Here is a 19,741-nt window from a genome sequence, read left to right as displayed (position 1 = left end):
TGCCTTCTAAATGTCACGAAAAATATTCGACCTGACCATCTTTTGCTTACAAATCTGGCAAAGCGGTAAACTCTCCCTGAATTCCTTGACGTTTCATTTTAGCTTGCGGGTTCCCAATCCGCCTCGATACGGTTAAGAAACATCGACTTTGCACTTGGTTTTGCCTGATTCTTAAAGCACTCAGGCAGTGTTCAATTTGGTGATTCTCCATGCGCCTTTCCCGTTACTTTCTGCCCATTCTTAAAGAAAACCCCAAAGAGGCGGAAATCGTCTCCCACAGGCTGATGCTGCGCGCCGGTCTGATCCGCCAGGAATCGGCTGGTATATATGCCTGGCTGCCGGCGGGTCTGCGCATACTCAACAAGGTGAGTAATATCATTCGCGAGGAGCAGAACCGTTCCGGTGCGATCGAATTGCTGATGCCGACTATCCAGTCGGCCGATCTGTGGCGCGAGAGCGGCCGTTATGATGCCTACGGCGACGAGATGCTGCGCATCAAGGACCGTGGTGATCGCGAGATGTTGTATGGTCCGACAAACGAGGAAATGATCACTGAGATCTTCCGCGCCTATGTAAAGTCCTACAAGAACTTGCCACTGAATCTCTATCACATTCAATGGAAGTTCCGCGATGAGCGCCGCCCCCGTTTTGGCGTGATGCGTTCTCGCGAATTCCTGATGAAGGATGCTTATTCATTCGATCTGGATTTTGACGGCGCCAAGGCGGCCTACAACCGTATGTTTGTCGCCTATCTGCGCACATTCTCGCGATTGGGCATCAAGGTGATTCCGATGCGCGCCGATACGGGACCGATTGGCGGTGAACTCAGCCACGAATTCATCATTCTCGCAGATACGGGCGAAAGCCAGGTTTTTTGTGACCGCGCCTATCTTGATCTGCCGGTGCCCGGCGCCGACACGAACTTCGACAATGACGATGAGATTGCTGATATCGTCACGCGCTGGACAACGCCTTATGCTGCAACCGACGAAATGCATGACGAGGCTGCCTGGGCTAAGGTCGACAAGTCCGAACAGCTTGCTGCCCGCGGCATCGAAGTGGGGCACATATTCCATTTCGGCACTAAATACTCCGAACCCATGGGAGCAAAGGTTAGCGGCCCCGATGGCAAGGACCATCTTGTGTCGATGGGGTCCTACGGCATTGGGCCGTCGCGTGTTGTAGCAGCTATCATTGAAGCCTCGCACGACGAAAATGGTATCATCTGGCCGAAAGCTGTTGCGCCGTTCGGTGCTGGCATCGTCAATATGAAGCCCGGTGATGAGGGCTGTGACGCCGTTTCCGGCAAGCTTTACGAGGCCCTCACGAATGCGGGACTCGAACCATTGCTGGATGATACCGATGATCGCCCGGGTGCCAAGTTTGCGACCATGGATTTGATCGGCCTGCCGACACAGGTGATCGTCGGACCGCGCGGTGTTGCGGCCGGCGAAGTCGAAATCAAGGATAGAGCTACGGGTGCGCGGGAAACGTTGAGCGTCGAGGCTGCCATCAACAAGCTTGCCGGCCCGGCGAACGTTCAGGCGGGAATTTGATGAGCGAGTCGACCGGTAACGCGACGTCGGGTTCCAAGCCCTTCTCGGCCTATGAGCGAATGATCGCTTGGCGCTATTTGCGCGCGAGGCGGAAGGAAACATTCATATCCGTGATCGCCGGTTTCTCGTTTACCGGAATCATGCTCGGCGTAGCGACACTTATCATCGTCATGGCAGTGATGAACGGTTTCCGCAGTGAGCTCCTGACACGTATTCTCGGGATCAATGGCCATGTCATCATGCAGCCGATGGATCGTCCGCTGGATGACTTTGATGCGGTAATCAAGCGCATAGATGCGGTTCCAGGCGTTTCGTTTGCGATTCCCGTGGTGGAGGGGCAGGTCCTGGCCAAGGGGAATGTCGGCGCCGGCTCCGGTGCACTGGTGCGAGGTTTGCGCGAAGAGGATATCGCGAAACTTCAACTGGTTGCAAAAAATGTACGACAGGGGACGTTTGAAGGATTCAATACGGGTGGTGGCGTCGCCATAGGCACACGCATGGCCGAAAACATGGGGCTGGGCCTTGGCGATAAGCTGACGCTCATTTCTCCCGACGGCGACGTAACGCCGCTCGGCATGGCGCCGCGCGTCAAATCATACCCGGTGACAGCGATTTTCGAGATTGGCATGTCCGAGTATGACGCCTCCATCATCCTCATGCCGCTCGAAGAATCGCAGCTCTATTTCAACCAGGACAATAAGGTCCAGTCGATCGAGATCTTTGCCGACAATCCGGACAATGTGGATGCCTTGAAGAAGCCGATCGAAGATGCTGCGCAGCGGGCTCTAATGCTTACCGACTGGCGCCAGCGGAACCAGACCTTCTTCTCGGCCCTGCAGGTTGAACGCAACGTGATGTTCATGATTCTGACGTTGATCGTGCTTGTTGCCGCACTGAATATTATCTCGGGCCTCATCATGCTCGTGAAGGACAAGGGACACGATATTGCGATCCTGCGTACCATGGGCGCCACGCGCAACTCGGTGCTGCGGATCTTCCTGATGACCGGGGCGGCGATCGGTGTCACGGGTACGATCGCAGGGGTGGTCCTTGGTGTTGTCGTCTGTCTCAATGTCGAACGCATCAGGGAGTTCTTTTCCTGGGTGTCAGGAACAACCCTGTTCAACCCGGAACTTTATTTCCTGAGTACATTGCCGGCCAAGATGGATTTTAACGAGACGTTCTCGGTGATCCTGATGGCGCTGGTGTTGTCATTTCTGGCAACGCTGTTCCCGGCATGGCGGGCCGCCACGCTCGATCCCGTCGAAGCCCTGAGGTACGAATAACATGGCAAACGGGTCCATTCTTGAGCTGACGGGGGTTGGTCGTCGGTACAATGAGATCGGCCGCGAACTGGTCATCCTTGACAGCGCCAATTTTTCGCTTGGCAAGGGTGAGATGGTAGCGCTCGTTGCGCCTTCGGGAGCCGGAAAATCAACGTTGCTTCACACAGCCGGCTTGCTCGAGCGGCCCGATAGTGGCGACGTGATTCTCGATGGCAGGTCGTGCGGATCGCTTTCTGATGACGAGCGCACGGCTATCCGCCGCAATGATATCGGCTTCGTATACCAGTTTCACCATCTGCTGCCAGAGTTCTCCGCACTTGAAAATGTGATGATGCCGCAAATGATTCGCGGCATGAAACCCGGTGTGGCATCCGAGCGTGCGCAGCAACTGCTTGACTATATGAAGGTCGGGGCGCGCGCCTCGCACCGGCCAAGCGAACTGTCCGGCGGCGAGCAGCAGCGAGTCGCCATCGCCCGTGCGGTAGCCAACGCTCCTTTGGTTCTCCTTGCGGATGAGCCGACAGGCAACCTCGATCCCGTGACCTCATCCTATGTATTTGAGGCGCTGGAGGCGCTGGTACGACAATCAGGGCTGTCGGCCATGATCGCTACGCACAATTTCGAGCTTGCACGCCGCATGGACCGCCGTGTGACCCTTAAGGATGGCAAGATTACCAATCTTTGATGTGCACAACACATTTCGCTTTTACAATCCGTTAACAATTCAAAAACCATAGCGCCATCCGGTGCTATGGTCCGCTTGACTTTAGAACAAAAATGGAACAAAACATATACATAGAGACAACGAAGAAGGGTTTTACCGATGAGCGAACTTTTCCAGGACGTCATGTCATTCGTTACAGTCAGTCTGTTCATTGCCACGTTTGCGATGTGGGTCAGCGCGATCTAGCTCCCGACAAGGACATCAGGGGACGCAGCGACCGATGTTCCTGCGGCCCCATTTCTTTCCACTGTTGAAAGGGGATGATTCCTCAAATCGAGTGGACACTTCATTGCGCATATCGGACTATGACGGTGCGGTGAATCGGTTTCTCCGTTCAGGTTTCGGAGATAGTACAAATTGGCTGATGGACTGGGCAACAACGGCGAAGGCAATGCAGGCAAACAGGCACTGCGTTTCGTTCACTTAAGGGTTCATTCTGCGTATTCGCTGCTTGAAGGCGCCTTACAGGTGCCGAAAGTCATTGATCTCGCCGTCGCCAGCCGGGTGCCGGCCATCGCGATCACCGATACCAATAACCTCTTTGGGGCACTGGAATTCGCCCAGAAGGGTTCAAAGGTAGGCTTGCAGCCCATCATCGGCTGCCAGCTTGACATCGCCTTTCATGACCAGACCGAGGAAAGCCGCAGCGCCAATCGGCGCGAGGCGCTCGGTCTTGCGCCGCTCGTACTCCTGGCTGCGACTGAGGAGGGCTACGCCAATCTTGTACGGCTCGTGAGTCGGGCCTATCTTGAGACGCCTGCTGGCGATCCCGTACACATTGCGTCCCATTGGCTGCCGGGCCGCACGGAAGGCATCATCGTCCTGTCTGGAGGGCCGGAGGGCGCAATCGCCAAGGCGATCAAGGATGATCGTGTCGATCGCGCACGTCAGCGGCTCATCTATTTGCGTTCGCTCTTTGGTGACCGGCTATACGTCGAATTGCAACGCCATCGCGGCTACGACCGGGCGTTGGAGGCAATCCAGGTCGAGCTTGCCTACGAACTGGAATTGCCGCTTGTTGCAACCAACGATGTTTTCTTTTCCAAAAGCGGAGACTACGAGGCGCACGATGCGCTGCTGGCCATCGCTGCCGGTTCGCTGCTGTCCATCGATGACCGGCGCCGCCTGACCTCGGACCACTATCTCAAGAGTGAAGACGAGATGGTGCAGCTGTTTGCGGATCTGCCCGAGGCCGTAGAAAACACCGTCGAGATCGCGCTGCGTTGTTCCTATTATCCGAAAAATCGCGCTCCGATCCTGCCCCGTTTTACCGGCGAGGGTGATGATCCCGATGCTGCCCTCCAGGCGGAGGCGGATGAGTTGGCACGGCAGGCCAGACAGGGGCTGGCGCAACGTATCGAGACCTCGGGCCTCGCTGGGGGACACACCCGTGAGCAGTATTCCGAGCGGCTGGAATACGAGATATCCATCATCACCCGCATGAAGTATCCGGGATACTTTCTCATCGTTTCCGACTTCATCAAATGGGCGAAAGCCCATGATATTCCTGTTGGTCCGGGCCGCGGATCGGGTGCCGGATCGCTTGTCGCCTATGCGCTGACCATCACTGATGTCGACCCGCTCAGGTTTTCACTGTTGTTCGAGCGTTTTCTCAATCCCGATCGCGTTTCGATGCCGGATTTTGATATCGACTTCTGCCAGGAACGGCGAGACGAGGTCATCCGCTATGTCCAGGGCAAGTATGGCCGCGATCAAGTAGCGCAGATCATCACATTCGGTACGCTTCAGGCCCGCGCCGTATTGCGTGACGTGGGCCGCGTACTCGAAATGCCCTATGGCCAGGTTGATCGCCTTACCAAGATGGTGCCGGCCAACCCCGCCAATCCCGTGACATTGTCGAAGGCGATCGAGGATGAACCGCGCCTGCGTGAGGAGCGTGACAAGGAGCCAGTGGTTGAGCGGCTGCTCGACATTTCATTGAAGCTGGAAGGACTTTATCGCCACGCTTCGACGCACGCGGCGGGCATCGTTATAGGTGACAGGCCGCTGTCGGAACTCGTGCCGATGTACCGGGATCCACGCTCCGATATGCCGGTGACCCAGTTCAACATGAAGATGGTCGAAGAGGCGGGGCTGGTCAAATTCGATTTTCTCGGCCTCAAGACACTGACCGTGCTTCAGACCGCCGTCAACCTTGTCAGGCGCCGCGGGATCACGGTCGATCTTTCCAATCTGCCCTTCGACGATAAACCCACCTACGAAATGTTGTCGCGTGGTGAAACGGTTGGTGTGTTCCAGGTGGAAAGCACCGGTATGCGCAAAGCGCTGATCGGCATGCGCCCTGATCGCATCGAAGATATCATTGCGCTGGTCGCGCTTTATCGCCCGGGTCCGATGGAAAACATCCCGACCTACAACGCGCGCAAGAATGGCGATGAGGAGATGGCGTCGATCCATCCGAAGATCGATCACCTGGTCAAGGAAACACAGGGCGTCATCATCTACCAGGAACAGGTGATGCAGATCGCGCAGGAAATGTCCGGCTATACGCTCGGCGAAGCTGATCTTCTGCGTCGCGCCATGGGCAAGAAGATCCGCGCCGAAATGGACCTGCAGCGGGTGCGGTTTGTCGACGGCGCGGTGGAACGCGGCGTGACCAAGCCTCAAGCCAACTTCATCTTCGACCTTCTCGCCAAGTTTGCCGACTATGGCTTTAACAAATCCCACGCCGCTGCCTATGCAATCGTCTCGTTCCAGACAGCGTACATGAAGGCGCATTATCCGGTCGAATTTCTCGCTGCATCAATGACATACGATATGTCGAACACCGACAAGCTGAACGATTTCCGACGGGAAGCCGTGCGTCTCGGTATCGAGGTCGTGACGCCGTCCGTCAACACGTCCTACCGGCTGTTCGAGGTCGGCGAGAACCGCATCTATTATTCCCTGGCAGCCATCAAGGGTGTCGGCGAGGCTGCGGTTGACCATATTGTCGAGAAGCGGGGAGCTACCCCATACGCCAGTCTCGAGGATTTCTGTGAGCGGATCGATCCGCGGGTCGTCAATCGGCGGGTATTTGAAAGCCTCATAAATGCGGGCGCTTTCGATTGCTTCGGGCGCGAACGGCCGGCGCTCATTGCCGGGCTTGACCGCATCATTGGCCATGCCCAGCGCACCCAGGAAGACAGTATGAGCGGCCAGGCCGACATTTTTGGTGGCATGGCGGCCGGGGGAACGCAGGTCATTCAGCTGCCTGCCGCGGCACCATGGCTTTCGGCGGAGAAGTTGCGCCGCGAGTTCGAGGCGGCAGGTTTTTATCTTTCCGCGCATCCGCTCGACGAATACCGGGCTGTTCTGGAAAAGATGCGCGTGCAGACTTGGGCCGAGTTTTCTGCGGCAGTGAAGCGCGGCGCCAATGCAGGACGTCTGGCCGGTACCATCACCGCCAAGCAGGAAAGGAAGACCAAGACCGGCAACAAGATGGGTATCATCCAATTCTCTGATTCTTCAGGACAATTTGAGGCGGTACTCTTCTCGGAGGCCTTGGCGCAGTACCGCGACCTGCTCGAGCCGGGCAGGTCCGTAGTGGTGACCGTTGGCGCCGAAGACCGGCCGGAGGGCATAAGCCTCCGCATCCAGACGGCACATTCCCTCGAAGAGGAGGCCACGCGCATGCAGAAGGCCTTGCGCCTTTATATGCGCTCGAGCGCTCCGCTGAGTGCCATAACGCCTTATCTTGCGCCACAGAATGACGGGCAGGTCGTTAGCCTGATCCTGATCAAGGAAAATGGTGCGACCGAGGTCGAGATCGAATTGCCGAACCGCTACCGGGTCGGGCCGCAGATTGCGAGTGCCATGAAGGCCATTCCAGGCATTGTCGAAGTGGAAATGGGATAGGAATTTCAACCTGATACATTCAGATTGCAGCTCCTGAGCGAGATTCTTCGACCAAATCAGGCAATTCCTGCATCAAATTCGGTGAAACGTGTTCAAAAGCTAACCGTTTTCGCTCGAATCGATTTCATCGGGAGGATTGGTTGTTCGAGATTTGAACTTCCCGAATGTGTACCCGGTCTCGACAGCATTGTTTCCGAATTTCCCGCGGAGCTTGTCGATGGCCGACTCAGCAACTGCACGTTTTGTTGCCTGCGTGTCAACGAGATCGAGCGGATCGGCCCGGTTATCATCGCCGAGGTCACTGACACCGATTCCGATGAGGCGAAACCGCGTTCCATCGATTTCCTTCTCTAGCAATGACAGTCCCGTACGAAAAATGCGGTCAGCAAGCTGTGTCGGATCGGCAAGCTGCCGGCTCCTGGTCCGGAGCTTGAAATCGCGCGACTTCAGTTTGAGCACGACAGTGCGACCGGCGATGTCCGCAGCTTTGAGGCGCCGGGAGACCTTCTCCGACAGCGAGCGCAGGATCGGGACGAGTTTATCGAGCGACGCAATATCCTCGTTGAAGGTAGTCTCTGCGGAAACACTCTTGCTTTCGCTCTCCGGCTCCACGCGGCGGTTGTCCAGCCCGCGTGAGAGGCGATGTAGCCGCTGACCCATGATCCCGTACGCCGCCATGAGCGGTCCGAGCTCCATGGTTTGCAATTGCCCGATGGTACGGATTCCGTCACGCTCCAGCGTCGCAGCAAAAGCCTTGCCGACACCCCAGATCATCGTAACCGGCTTGTCGGCCAGGAAGGTGAGGGCTTCTTCTTCGCCGATAATGGAAAACCCGCGGGGTTTGTCGAAGTCCGAAGCGATCTTGGCGAGGAATTTGCAATAGGAAATCCCCACCGAAACCGAAAGGCCCATTTCCCGCTCCACGCGATTGGAGAACTGCGCCATCACGCGTGCCGGCGGATCGTGGTGCAGGCGCTCGGTGCCGGAGAGGTCGAGAAAAGCCTCGTCGATCGACAGCGGTTCGACGAGGGGTGTCAAATCACGCATCATCTGGCGGATCTCGCGCCCAACCCTGACATATTTCTCCATGTCGGGCCGGATCACGACGGCATGCGGACAGGCTTCCAGCGCCTTAAACATCGGCATGGCAGACTTAACGCCGTGGATGCGGGCAACGTAACAAGCTGTTGATACGACACCGCGTTTTCCTCCGCCGATAATCACGGGCTTGTCTTGCAGGTCCGGATTGTCGCGCTTTTCGACAGAAGCGTAGAAGGCATCGCAGTCCACGTGAGCAATGCTCAAGCGGTAAAGTTCCGGATGGCGCAGAAGACGCGGACTGCCGCAAACGTGGCAACGCCGCCCTTCGGATGGCTGCGCGGCCAGGCAGTCACGGCAAAAGCCGAATCGCGGATTGTTGGAGCGGTTTGCGGTCATGGTAGTCAGCTCTGTTTCCGGATGAAGGTGCCTCCACGCAAAGGGTGTGGGTGCCGATTGCAAACCGCTTCAAGGAGGCGCCATGTGCCAGAGTTCGGAACATAAAAGGAACATGCCGACCTTATCGGAGGAGCTGGGGCATTACAATCACGGACAATGGGCTATCAACCATTCAATCATATGTCCTCCCTGCCACCGGGCAGGAGCCGAAGTGCTTCCTGAAAGTGGGCAGGATCCGTTCCCGTCGCCTCGCAATAGCGCATCAGTGTCGGTTCGTGACCAAGGTAGAATTGCAGTACGCCAGCAAGAAATCCCGGCTCGCCGGCAGCCGTGCGAATCTCGTCGGCGGAAACTCCGGTCAATGCGAGGAACCGGGCAAGCAACTCACCATCCTCAGCCAGAAATACCAAAGAATTGATTGCCAATGTTTCCGCATCGCCAGTGTCGATCTGATTCTTCATTTATTCCCTGTGCCCCATGTTTTTCCGCGTCTCGCCAGTCCAACGCGGGTGCTCATGATAGGATTACCCCCCGTTTCGTTGTCCCAAAATCGTTGTAGCCGGTTGAATATGATCAAAAGAAGATGTTCAATAAATCCTTGGTTAAACATGATCAGCAGCATTTCGGGATTGGGCTGTAGAGTTTCCTTTTCATCAATCATCACAGGTTATCAAATGCATCCATATAGTTGGGGCAGCGATATGATCTTTGTCTCATAGAACTTGACGGGCGGCATGCGGCTTTCAAGCATGATCAACAGGAAAATGCCGATGGTAAAGAAAGTTATGATCGTCGAGGACAACGAGCTCAACATGAAGCTCTTCCGCGATCTTATCGAAGCCAGCGGCTACGAAACCATCCGCACGCGCAACGGCCTGGAAGCACTTGATCTTGCGAGGGAACATCGGCCGGACCTGATCCTCATGGATATCCAGTTGCCGGAAGTGTCTGGCCTCGAAGTCACCAAGTGGTTGAAGGCCGATGACGATCTCCATGTGATTCCGATCATTGCTGTGACCGCTTTCGCAATGAAGGGCGACGAAGAACGCATCAGGCAAGGAGGCTGCGAGGCCTATATCTCGAAGCCGATCTCGGTGCCGAAATTCATCGAAACGATCAAATCCTACCTTGGCGATGCTTGACCATGACGGCCCGAATTCTTGTTGTTGACGATGTACCTGCTAATGTGAAGCTTCTGGAGGCGCGGCTAAGCGCTGAATATTATGAAGTCGTCACCGCATCGGACGGCTATGAAGCACTTGAGATTTGCGACACCAGCAATGTCGATGTGATACTGCTGGATGTCATGATGCCCGGGTTGGATGGCTTCGAGGTCTGTCGCCGATTGAAGACAAGTCCGTCAACCGCGCACATCCCCGTCATCCTTGTCACCGCACTCGATCAGGATTCGGACCGGATCACCGGACTGAATTTCGGGGCAGACGATTTTTTGACCAAACCTGTCAACGATTTGCAACTTCTTGCACGCGTGAAGAGCTTGGTAAGGTTGAAAAACCTTACCGACGAACTGCGCCTGCGTGTCGCCACGACCCGCGATGTCGGTCTGGAATCAATACTCAGATTTCCTGCCGGTGGCGAGGGGCTCAAGAATGCCCGGATATTGCTGATCGATGAGCGGCCGGAGAGCGTGGAACGGATACGGCGCATTTTGGGCGACCAGGGCAGCGTCGATGTGCAGACTGACCCTCAGATGGGCTTTATTGACGCCATCCAGGGCAATCACGACTGTCTGATCATTGCCTCAAACTTTGCCGCGTTCGATCCTCTGCGAATTTGTGCGCAGTTGCGATCACTCGACAATACGCGTTCATTGCCCATCGTTCTGGTGGCGGATCAGGGCGAGGAAACATTGATCAGGCGCGCCCTGGAACTCGGTGTAAACGACTATCTGATACGCCCCCTTAATCCGAATGAATTGCTGGCCAGACTGCGCACGCAACTGCGCCGCAAGGCTTATCACGACGGCCTGCGCGCCAGCGTCGTTAAGACCTACGAATTGGCAGTGACCGACAGCCTGACCGGGCTGCACAATCGCCTCTATCTCGAAACCCATCTCGCGACATTGTTCAAGCGCGCAGTGGACCGGCAGCGTCCGCTTTCGATTCTGATGACGGATATCGACCGGTTCAAGCTCATCAATGATACCCATGGGCACGATGGCGGCGACGAGGTATTGCGCGAGTTTGCCCGTCGCCTTCGGCGCAATGTCCGCGGCAGCGATCTCGCCAGTCGCTATGGGGGCGAGGAGTTCTTCATAGTCATGCCGGACACCGACGCGGCCCTGGCGGCCATTGTGGCTGAGCGGATCAGGCGTGAGGTGGCTTCGACGCCTTTTGCCGTCAATCAGTTGGGCACCAGCGTTCCGGTGACCATCAGCATCGGCATTGCCAGCGTAATGCCGAAGGATGACAATGTGCAGAGCCTCCTCAAGCGCGCAGACGAAGCACTCTACGGTGCCAAAGCGTCGGGCCGAAACAAGGTGGTCTCGGCTGCAGCCTGAACGAAGCAGGCCACTACAAACAAAAATGCCGCCCGAGGGCGGCATTTTTGTTTTCAGGACGACCGAGGTTACTTGATCTTGGTTTCCTTGAATTCAACATGCTTGCGTGCGACCGGGTCGTACTTGCGGAAGGACATCTTCTCCGTCTTGGTACGGCTGTTCTTGCTCGTAACGTAGAAGAAACCGGTATCAGCGGTCGACAGAAGCTTGATCTTGATATTCGCAGCCTTAGCCATTTTCAGTTTACCTGTTCTGATTATTGAGGACCGCTATTCAAGTCCAGCAGCGTGGCTATAAGCGGAAATTCGGCCGGACACTTAACCGAACCGGGTGAAAAGTCAAGCCTAGCTCGATGGTCTCATCGATTTATTCGCTCGCAAGACATCCACTTAGCATCACTTTTACAGTGAAAAGAACCCGGACTGGCTGGCAAGTCGTGTTCCGGGTTCAATTCAACCTATAAGGAAAGGGAGGCGAGCGAAAGCTCGTCCCTCACTCCAAGCGCAATATGACATTGTTGCTGCTGATTCCAGGCGCGTGTTGGTTGTAATGCTAGCCCCTGCGGCTGATGAGGCGCGACCCGACAAGAATCGCATAGGCCGCAAAAAAGGTTGCAAGCGCAACAGAGAACCCCTGAGGACCCATGAGATCCATGCCGATGCCAATCGCTTGGGGACCAACCAGCATACCGATTGCATAGCAGAACACGAATGCGGCATTTGCGGATGCCAGCTCGCGGCCGGTAAGCTGTGACCCGAGATGCGCCAGGCCAACCGTATAGAGACCGGCGACGACGCCGCCCCAGACGAAAAGCAGTGCAGCCACGAGATACCAGTTGGCGGAAATGAATGGCAGCACACACATGCCCGCAAGCCCTATCAATGCACAGGCCAGCAGGATCTTGCGCCGGTCGTTCACATGGTCGCTGAGCAGCCCGATCGGGATCTGGAGCAGTACATTGCCAAGTCCGATCGTCGTCAGCAACAGCGCTGCATTGGCCTCGCTGTAGCCGATACGGGCCCCGAATACAGGAAACAGCGCAAAGCCGCCGGTTTCGACAGCGCCGAAGACGAAGACCGCAGCGGTAGCGGTCGGTACGGCCCAGATGAATGGCGCAAATGGTACATGTTCTTCCTCATGGAAATCCGGGCTCTCTTTCCACGCGAGGAGTACCGGAAGCATGGCAAAGATGATGATCCCGAAGCCAATGGCAAACGGCATGATGCCCACGCTGCCGACCCGCGAAAACAGCCACGGACCGAGGGCGAAACCCATCGACAATACGGTAGCATAGATGCCGAGCACGAGACCGCGCCTCTCGGGCGGCGCAGCGGCGTTGATCCAATATTCCGACAGGATGAAGAGCATCGTCAACGCGAAATGCAGAAAGACGCGCAGTACGACCCACATCCAGAATTCGGTGAAAAAATGGAATCCGGCAAAGGAAAAAGCGCCAATGACAAGCATGGCGAGGAGCGTCGGCACAACACCGAATCGAGCTGCAATGGGGGCTGCAAATGGCGCCGCGATGATCGACGCAATTCCGGCAACGGCAGCGTTGAGGCCGATCATCGTGGCTGAATGGCCACGGCCTTCCAGAATGACGCTCAGGAGCGGAATGCCGAGGCCGATGGCCACGCCAACCGAGCTGATCGTTGCGATGGCTGCGACAAGCGCGCGCCAGGAAGACCGGACTGCCGTCAGGTCAGACGTCTGCGTTGCATCCATGGATTAGAGCCTTTCATGGTTCCACGGAACCATTCTGCCGGTGAAGGTTTGGGACAAGGTCGAGGGCTGAGGCGAAGGCCGGGCTGGTCGCCCGGACAAGCCGAAGGCCGAAGGATTTGGCCCAAACCTGCCCGGCCCACTGATCGAACCGCGTTTAGGAGAAACGCGGATAATTCGATCAGCGGGTTTGACAGCTTGTTGGTCTGCATCTGCAAACCAACGGCTGGGTTTCCGTTTGGCGGGCGCCCACGGCGTCAGGCCGCTCGCTCGATGCACCACATCGGCCTTCGCGCCCTTCCTGGTGGACCGCCGCCCCAAACGAGAAACAGAATGATTTCGTGTAATCATGAAAGGCTCTAAAAGACCTCTCGGACGAATCGCCCATATTTCATGCGGTATTGAATGACGGGATTGCCGGGCTCCAGCGTCGGATTGCTCGCCAGAACAGCCTCGGCTTCCCTGATGATGATGCGGGTGATCTCGGGAATGTCGAGTTGTGTTGCCTGGGAGAACGGGAGCCAGCACAATTCTTCGAGTTCTTGCGACGGTCCCGTGGCCTCTGGCAGAGTATCGGCCACAGCATCGCGGTAGGCGAGGAAGAATCGCGTGTCGAAACGACGTGAGCCACCGGGTGGCGTCGTTGCCCTCGCAAAATAACGCAGCACGGAAAGATCGGGATGAATGTTGCGCTCGACGAAAGCGCTCCAGTCCGGGTGGGTGATGTCGGGACGATCGACAGCCCGCCGCCCGAGAAGAAGCCCGGCCTCTTCGTAGGTCTCGCGTATCGCTGAAAGTCCCAGCGCCCGGCAGCGCTGGATGCTCGAGCGGCTGCCCATGCCATCGAGAAGCTTCGCCTGATCGGGGGCAGAAAGTTCGGCAATGGCGGAAATGCGTCCATCTGCAGCTTCCGTGCGCCCTCCGGGGAAAACAAACTTGCCGGGCATGAACACGTGACGCATGTGGCGCTTGCCCATGAGAATGCGCAGGTCCTTGCCCGAACGGTCGACCAGCAACAGCGATGCCGCGTCCCGCGGCCGCACCCTGACCAGGCGTGCCCGATCCGATGCCGATGTGTCGAGGCTGGTAACAGGCGCTATTGCCATGAGATCACTGGTCCGATGGCTCCAAGTCGTCGGTCTCGCCACCGAAACCATGCATGTAATTTGCCCATTGCAAACCAATGATCGCACCCTTGATCGGCTGCAACAGCGCTATAGACATCAGGATTGTCAACGGCACCCATATGGCCAGATGTACCCAGTTCGACAGCAAAACCAGCGTTTCAACCGCAAGAAACCCTCCAAGCACAATATGACCGACAATTGTGATGGTTATGTAGGCGGGGAAATCGTCCGCGCGCTGATGGGTATAATCCTCACCGCAAACCGAACAATTATCGACGGACTTCACGAAGGCGCGAAAGAGCCTGCCTTCGCCGCAATGCGGGCAGCGGCAGCGGAAACCGCGCCACATGGCCCGCCCGACCGGGCGTGCCGGTCTTGCCGGGGCGTTGTCCGCGCCAAAAGTCTGTACCGTCATCCTCTGCCTCTTCGACCGCCGCGAGATGCGCTGGCGGGTCGCTTCTGGGCTCCGCGCACGAAACGCTTTGCCTTGTGGTGCGAGCGCACACCGCTGGGTACAGGGTGTGGCTCTGAGAGCATTTCAAATCGCAATGCGCCTGCTACGGGCAGGGCCTCGACCAGACGAACCTCGACGATATCGCCAAGCCGGAAGCCCTTTCCGCTCCGTTCACCGGAGAGGGCATGGTTGGTTTCGTCGTAAAGATAGTAATCATCACCCAAAGTTGAAATGGGAATAAACCCATCGGCACCATATGTCGCAAGCGAAACGAACAGTCCGGACTTGGTAACGCCCTGGACGCGGCCCTCGAAGCTGCTACCAACCTTGTCGGCAAGATAGTGTGCAATCAGCCGGTCCACAGTGTCGCGTTCGGCCGCCATTGCACGGCGCTCGGAGGTTGAGATCAGGGCGGCGATTTCCGGAAGCGCGGCTTCCTCCTTCGCGGTAATACCATCGGGCCCGAGGCCGAGCGCCGAGATCAGCGCCCGGTGAACGATGAGATCGGCGTAGCGCCGGATCGGCGAGGTGAAGTGCGCATAGCGATGGAGATTGAGACCGAAATGCCCGATATTTTCAGGATTGTACTCGGCCTGTGATTGCGATCGGAGCACGACCTGGTTGACCAGGTCCTGCTGCTCGCTGCCTTCGACGCGCTTGAGGATATTGTTGAACTGATTGGGTCGCAGCTCGGCACCGCGGGCAAGCGAAATGTCGAGCGTGCGCAGGAACTCCCGCAGGGTTTCCTGCTTGGCCAATGATGGCGCGTCGTGGATGCGGAAGATAAGCGGCTGCTTCTTGCGCTCCAGCGTCTCGGCCGCGGCGACATTGGCCTGGATCATGAATTCTTCGATCAGCTTGTGCGCATCGAGCCGTGGCGGAATGACGACTTTGTCGACCTTGCCATCCGGTGTCAGCAATATCTTCTTTTCGGGAAGATCGAGTTCCAGCGGCTCGCGCGCATCACGGCCGCGCTTCAACGCCGCATAGCCGGCCCAGAGTGGCTTCAGGATCGAATCGAGGATCGGCGTCGTCTTTTCGTCCGGCACGCCGTCGATGGCCGCCTGCGCCTGCGGGTAGGAAAGGCGCGCATGGGAGCGCATCATGATGCGGTGGAAGCTGTGTGAAACCTTGCGGCCTTCCGCACTGAATGTCATCCGCACGGCGAGGGCAGGGCGATCCAACAGCTCCTTCAACGAACACAGGTCGTTGGAGATGCGCTCCGGAAGCATCGGCACGACCCGGTCCGGGAAATAGACCGAATTGCCGCGCTTCAGCGCCTCGCGGTCGAGCTGCGAATCCGGCGTCACATAGGCGGCAACATCAGCGATGGCGACAGTTGCGATGAATCCGCCCGGGTTCTTTTCATCGGTATCGGGCTCGGCGAAGACGGCATCGTCATGGTCCTTGGCATCGGCCGGATCGATGGTGACCAGTGGAACCTGGCGCCAGTCCTCGCGATGGGCCATGGATGCAGGCCTGGCCTTCTCGGCTTCCGCAATCACACTGTCGGGAAAGACATGCGGGATCTCGTGCTCGTGGATCGCGATCATCGAAAGCGCTTTCTCGCTTGCCACCGAGCCGACAACCTGGGTTATCCGCCCCAGAGCAAGACCATAGCGGCTGACTTTCGAAACCTCGACCTCGACCAGGTCATTCGCCTTCGCATTGTTGAGCTGGGCAGGATCGATCGAAAGCTCCACCTGCCGCCGTTCCACCGGTTCGAGACGCCATTCGCCGTTGTCGAGCTTGCGCAAGACACCGAGCACCGCATCCTTGCGATGCTCGATCCGCTTGATGACGCGCGCCGTATAGGCAGGACCGGACGGGTCCGCACCATGAAAAATTCGTGCCAGCACGCGATCCCCGACGCCGGGGGCCGGACCTTTCTGGTTACGCGAAACCCGAATAAAAACAACCGGAGGGCGTTCCTGGTGGTTGGCATCCCACTCCGCCGGCTTGGCGATCAGACCGCCATCCCCTTCGCGACCGGTAATGTCCAGCACCGCCACGCTTGGCAGGCTACCGGGCATGGCGAGGCGCTTGGCGCGTTTCTCCACCAGGCCGTCATCGGCGAGGTCGCGCAATATGTCCTTCAGGGCAATGCGTGCATCCCCCTTCAGGTTGAAGGCCTTGGCGATATCTCGCTTGCCGGCAAGGTCGGGATTCTCCTTGATGAACTGGAGAATCTCCTCACGCCCCGGCATATGCGCCTCGCGCTTCGACCCCGAAAGATTGGCAAGCCGTTTTTTTCCGCTGGGTGGAGAGATACGGCGTGCCAATGGATTTTCCTTAACTTGCTTTTTTGGTTGCTACTTTTTTCGCAGCGGGTTTCTTGGCAGCGGGCTTCTTGGTCGCTGCGGCACGCTTGGCGGGAGCCTTCTTCGTGCCTTTGGCACCGGCCTTTTCGGCGATCATGGCAAGGGCTTCCTCGACCGTCACGACAGCCGGGTCCTTGCCCTTGGGCAGCGTGGCGTTCACCTTGCCCCAGTTGACATAGGGGCCATACTTGCCGTCCCGAACGGTGATCACACCACCATCGGGGTGTTCGCCCAGCTCCTTGAGTGCCGCTGGTGTACCGCGTCCGCGTCCGGGTCCCTTGGCCTGCTTTTCTGCAAGCACCGTGACGGCCCGGTTGAGCCCGATCGAAAACACGTCCTCTGCGCTCTCGAGATTTGCATAGGTCCCATCGTGGGCGATATAGGGACCATAGCGCCCGATCCCGGCCGAGATCATCTTGGTGGATTCAGGGTGCTGGCCGACATCGCGGGGCAGTGACAACAGTGCCAGTGCCTTCTCATGGTCCATCGTGTCGAACGACCAGCCTTTCGGCAGGCTGGCACGCTTGGCTTCCTTGCCCTCGCCACGCTGGATATAGGGGCCGAAACGACCATTGCGCGCGGTAATGTCTTCGCCGGTATAGGGGTCCTTGCCGAGCAGTTTCGGTTCGTCGCCGCCGTTGCCGTTCTCGTTTGCCGCTTCACTGCCGCCGAGCTGGCGGGTGAATTTGCATTCCGGATAGTTCGAGCAACCGACAAAGGCACCATATTTGCCGAGCTTGAGCGAAAGATTGCCTGTCCCGCACAGCTGGCAGATGCGCGGATCGCTTCCATCCTCGCGAGGCGGGAATACGAGCGGCCCAAGCTGGTCATTCAGCGCATCAAGGACGTTGGTAACGCGAAGTTCCTTGATGCCGTCAATCGAGCCGAAGAAATCTGTCCAGAAATCGCGCAGAACGTCTTTCCATTTGAGCTTTCCGTCAGAAATCTCGTCGAGCTTTTCCTCAAGACCGGCCGTGAAGTCGTATTCCACGTAGCGTTTGAAGAAGCTTTCCAGGAAAGCAATGACCAATCGGCCCTTGGCTTCCGGAATCAGCTTGCGCTTTTCGATGGTTATGTATTCCCGGTCGCGAAGTGTAGCGAGCGTTGCCGCGTAGGTGGAGGGGCGGCCAATGCCCAGCTCTTCCATTTTCTTGATGAGCGTCGCTTCCGAATAGCGGGGCGGCGGTTCGGTCGAGTGTTGCGTTGCGTTGATCTGTTCGCGGATGAGTGCCTCGCCAGCGCGAATCTCGGGAAGACGTGCGCTGTCCTCGTCGACATCCTCTTCCTCGCGGTGATCCGTATAGGCACCGAGGAAGCCATCGAAGCGCACGACTGAACCCGTGGCACGCAGCTGGGCGCTACGCGAACCATTCTGCGCCTCGATTTCCACAGTCGTCCGTTCGATGTCGGCTGACTGCATCTGGCTGGCAATGGCGCGCTTCCAGATCAATTCGTAAAGTCTTGCCTGGTCAGCATCAAGAAACTGACGCATGTCCTTGGGATGGCGATTGAAATCGGTCGGGCGGATCGCCTCGTGCGCCTCCTGGGCATTCTTTGCCTTGGTTGCGTAGAAGCGCGGCTTCTCGGGCACGTACTTTTCGCCGAATACTTTTCCGATGGTCTGGCGGGCGGCCTGGATGGCCTCGGGTGCCATCTGCACGCCGTCGGTTCGCATATAGGTGATCAGGCCCGCGGTCTCGGTTCCCAGGTCCATGCCTTCATACAGCTTCTGTGCAATCTGCATGGTGCGCGAGGGCGTAAAGCCGAGCTGACCGGAGGCCGCCTGCTGCAGGCTTGAAGTCGTGAAAGGAGGTCCGGGGCTGCGCTTGATCGGCTTTGCTTCCACAGAAGCCGCCTTGAAGGCCGCACCTTCGAGCATGGTGCGGATGTCGCCGGCCTGTTCGCCGTTCTTGATGTCCAGCTTGCCGAGCTTCTTGCCGTCGACAGCAACCAGTCTCGCCTCGAAGCCGTCATTGCGCGGCGTCTTCAGAAGCGCTGCGATATTCCAGTATTCCTCACGGACAAAGCGTTCGATTTCCGCTTCCCGGTCGGCGACAAGGCGCAAGGCCACCGATTGCACTCGGCCGGCCGAGCGGGCCCCGGGCAATTTGCGCCATAAAACGGGCGACAGCGTGAAGCCGAACAGATAGTCCAGCGCACGCCGTGCCAGGTAGGCATCGACCAGGGGCATATCGATGTCGCGGGGATTGGCCATGGCGTCGAGCACGGCGCCTTTTGTGATCGCATTGAACACGACCCGCTTCACGGGCTTCTTGCCGATAGCCTTTTTCTGCTGCAGGACCTCGAGCACATGCCAGGAAATGGCTTCACCCTCACGATCCGGATCGGTTGCAAGGATGAGCCCGTCACTCTCCTTCAGCGCCTTCACGATGTCGCTCAGTCGCTTGGACGAAGCGGAGTCAACCTCCCACGACATCGAAAAATCATCGTCGGGACGAACGGAGCCATCCTTTGCGGGCAGATCCCGCACATGGCCAAACGATGCCAGGACCTTGTAACCCGAACCCAGATATTTATTGATTGTTTTGGCCTTGGCAGGCGATTCGACGACGACAACGTTCATTTTAGAATTGAGCTTTCCTGCCCTTGTCATATTGCAAAAGCACTAATTTCACTTCGGATTAGGCCCTGTGAAATGAACAGGCTTCGTCATAACGTCAAGGCCTGCACGTCAAAATTCGTCAAATGCAACCGGTGGTTGCTCAACGAAC

At 57.5% G+C, this 19,741-nt stretch carries 15 protein-coding genes; 6 read left to right on the top strand and 9 right to left on the bottom strand.

The features are described from left to right. Window positions 1-209: 209 nt before the first annotated feature. The 4 genes from proS to dnaE all read left to right on the top strand — a co-directional run bounded on the left by proS (window position 210) and on the right by dnaE (window position 7,424). Window positions 210-1,556 (top strand): proline--tRNA ligase, encoded by a 1,347-nt coding sequence (proS, locus tag K9U38_RS13240; RefSeq protein WP_224494807.1) that lies wholly within the window; start codon window positions 210-212, stop codon window positions 1,554-1,556. Continuing rightward, on the top strand, window positions 1,556-2,842 hold the full coding sequence (locus K9U38_RS13235; RefSeq protein ID WP_224494806.1) for a lipoprotein-releasing ABC transporter permease subunit: 1,287 nt from the start codon (window positions 1,556-1,558) through the stop codon (window positions 2,840-2,842). Before proS ends, K9U38_RS13235 begins: the two co-directional genes overlap by 1 nt. A 1-nt stretch (window position 2,843) precedes the next feature. Continuing rightward, window positions 2,844-3,527, top strand: coding sequence for an ABC transporter ATP-binding protein (locus K9U38_RS13230; protein ID WP_224494805.1), 684 nt, complete (start codon window positions 2,844-2,846; stop codon window positions 3,525-3,527). A 408-nt stretch (window positions 3,528-3,935) separates the two neighbouring features. After that, the gene (gene dnaE / locus K9U38_RS13225; RefSeq protein WP_224494847.1) at window positions 3,936-7,424 is read left to right on the top strand and encodes a DNA polymerase III subunit alpha; all 3,489 of its coding nucleotides are present in this window, start codon (window positions 3,936-3,938) and stop codon (window positions 7,422-7,424) included. Window positions 7,425-7,523: 99 nt separating this feature from the next. On the opposite strand, the gene K9U38_RS13220 is transcribed toward dnaE, so the two are convergent. From K9U38_RS13220 to K9U38_RS13210, 3 genes are all read right to left on the bottom strand, one after another. Further along, a complete protein-coding gene (locus tag K9U38_RS13220; protein ID WP_224494804.1) occupies window positions 7,524-8,861 on the bottom strand; it encodes a DNA polymerase IV in 1,338 nt (445 codons plus the stop codon). Window positions 8,862-9,037: 176 nt separating this feature from the next. Then, complete coding sequence (locus K9U38_RS13215) at window positions 9,038-9,322, bottom strand: DUF3572 domain-containing protein (RefSeq protein WP_224494803.1); 285 nt, start codon at window positions 9,320-9,322, stop codon at window positions 9,038-9,040. Further along, a complete protein-coding gene (locus K9U38_RS13210; RefSeq protein ID WP_224494802.1) occupies window positions 9,319-9,522 on the bottom strand; it encodes a hypothetical protein in 204 nt (67 codons plus the stop codon). The genes K9U38_RS13215 and K9U38_RS13210 overlap by 4 nt, the downstream gene beginning before the upstream one ends. Before the next feature lie 109 nt (window positions 9,523-9,631). On the opposite strand from K9U38_RS13210, the gene K9U38_RS13205 reads away from it, so the two are divergent. Together K9U38_RS13205 and K9U38_RS13200 are read left to right on the top strand one after the other, a co-directional pair. Then, window positions 9,632-10,003, top strand: a complete 372-nt coding sequence (locus K9U38_RS13205) for a response regulator (RefSeq protein ID WP_008122893.1) — start codon at window positions 9,632-9,634, stop codon at window positions 10,001-10,003. 2 nt (window positions 10,004-10,005) lie between these two features. After that, window positions 10,006-11,382, top strand: coding sequence for a PleD family two-component system response regulator (locus tag K9U38_RS13200; protein ID WP_224494801.1), 1,377 nt, complete (start codon window positions 10,006-10,008; stop codon window positions 11,380-11,382). 68 nt (window positions 11,383-11,450) lie between these two features. Here K9U38_RS13200 and rpmG read toward each other — a convergent pair whose 3' ends face one another. From rpmG to topA, 6 genes are all read right to left on the bottom strand, one after another. Then, the gene (gene rpmG, locus K9U38_RS13195; protein ID WP_008122896.1) at window positions 11,451-11,618 is read right to left on the bottom strand and encodes a 50S ribosomal protein L33; all 168 of its coding nucleotides are present in this window, start codon (window positions 11,616-11,618) and stop codon (window positions 11,451-11,453) included. A 316-nt stretch (window positions 11,619-11,934) separates the two neighbouring features. Then, window positions 11,935-13,110 carry an MFS transporter gene (locus tag K9U38_RS13190; protein ID WP_224494800.1) on the bottom strand — a complete coding sequence of 392 codons (1,176 nt, stop codon included), beginning with the start codon at window positions 13,108-13,110 and terminating at the stop codon, window positions 11,935-11,937. Window positions 13,111-13,466: 356 nt separating this feature from the next. Then, entirely contained in the window at window positions 13,467-14,213 is a 747-nt protein-coding gene (locus tag K9U38_RS13185; RefSeq protein ID WP_224494799.1) for an NUDIX hydrolase, read from the bottom strand. Between the two features lie 4 nt (window positions 14,214-14,217). Then, window positions 14,218-14,649, bottom strand: a complete 432-nt coding sequence (locus K9U38_RS13180; RefSeq protein ID WP_224494798.1) for a DUF983 domain-containing protein — start codon at window positions 14,647-14,649, stop codon at window positions 14,218-14,220. Continuing rightward, entirely contained in the window at window positions 14,646-16,970 is a 2,325-nt protein-coding gene (rnr, locus tag K9U38_RS13175) for a ribonuclease R (RefSeq protein WP_370631926.1), read from the bottom strand. The genes K9U38_RS13180 and rnr overlap by 4 nt, the downstream gene beginning before the upstream one ends. A gap of 10 nt (window positions 16,971-16,980) precedes the next feature. Continuing rightward, window positions 16,981-19,593, bottom strand: a complete 2,613-nt coding sequence (topA, locus tag K9U38_RS13170; protein ID WP_224494797.1) for a type I DNA topoisomerase — start codon at window positions 19,591-19,593, stop codon at window positions 16,981-16,983. Between the last annotated feature and the right edge of the window lie 148 nt (window positions 19,594-19,741).

Origin of the sequence: Phyllobacterium lublinensis (assembly GCF_020164435.1) — a bacterium.
In the GTDB taxonomy this organism is placed as follows: Bacteria; Pseudomonadota; Alphaproteobacteria; order Rhizobiales; family Rhizobiaceae; genus Phyllobacterium; species Phyllobacterium lublinensis.
The sequence above is the reverse complement of the archived record's forward strand: the minus strand, read 5'-3'. Positions and strand labels throughout refer to the sequence as shown.

Excerpts from the sequence above, each read along its gene's own strand:
- proS (WP_224494807.1), top strand. The coding sequence starts at position 210 with ATGCGCCTTTCCCGTTACTTTCTGCCCATTCTTAAAGAAAACCCCAAA.
- K9U38_RS13235 (WP_224494806.1), top strand. The coding sequence starts at position 1,556 with ATGAGCGAGTCGACCGGTAACGCGACGTCGGGTTCCAAGCCCTTCTCG.
- K9U38_RS13230 (WP_224494805.1), top strand. The coding sequence starts at position 2,844 with ATGGCAAACGGGTCCATTCTTGAGCTGACGGGGGTTGGTCGTCGGTAC.
- K9U38_RS13220 (WP_224494804.1), bottom strand. The coding sequence starts at position 8,861 with ATGACCGCAAACCGCTCCAACAATCCGCGATTCGGCTTTTGCCGTGAC.
- K9U38_RS13215 (WP_224494803.1), bottom strand. The coding sequence starts at position 9,322 with ATGAAGAATCAGATCGACACTGGCGATGCGGAAACATTGGCAATCAAT.
- K9U38_RS13210 (WP_224494802.1), bottom strand. The coding sequence starts at position 9,522 with ATGATTGATGAAAAGGAAACTCTACAGCCCAATCCCGAAATGCTGCTG.
- K9U38_RS13205 (WP_008122893.1), top strand. The coding sequence starts at position 9,632 with ATGGTAAAGAAAGTTATGATCGTCGAGGACAACGAGCTCAACATGAAG.
- K9U38_RS13200 (WP_224494801.1), top strand. The coding sequence starts at position 10,006 with ATGACGGCCCGAATTCTTGTTGTTGACGATGTACCTGCTAATGTGAAG.
- rpmG (WP_008122896.1), bottom strand. The coding sequence starts at position 11,618 with ATGGCTAAGGCTGCGAATATCAAGATCAAGCTTCTGTCGACCGCTGAT.
- K9U38_RS13190 (WP_224494800.1), bottom strand. The coding sequence starts at position 13,110 with ATGGATGCAACGCAGACGTCTGACCTGACGGCAGTCCGGTCTTCCTGG.
- K9U38_RS13185 (WP_224494799.1), bottom strand. The coding sequence starts at position 14,213 with ATGGCAATAGCGCCTGTTACCAGCCTCGACACATCGGCATCGGATCGG.
- K9U38_RS13180 (WP_224494798.1), bottom strand. The coding sequence starts at position 14,649 with ATGACGGTACAGACTTTTGGCGCGGACAACGCCCCGGCAAGACCGGCA.
- topA (WP_224494797.1), bottom strand. The coding sequence starts at position 19,593 with ATGAACGTTGTCGTCGTCGAATCGCCTGCCAAGGCCAAAACAATCAAT.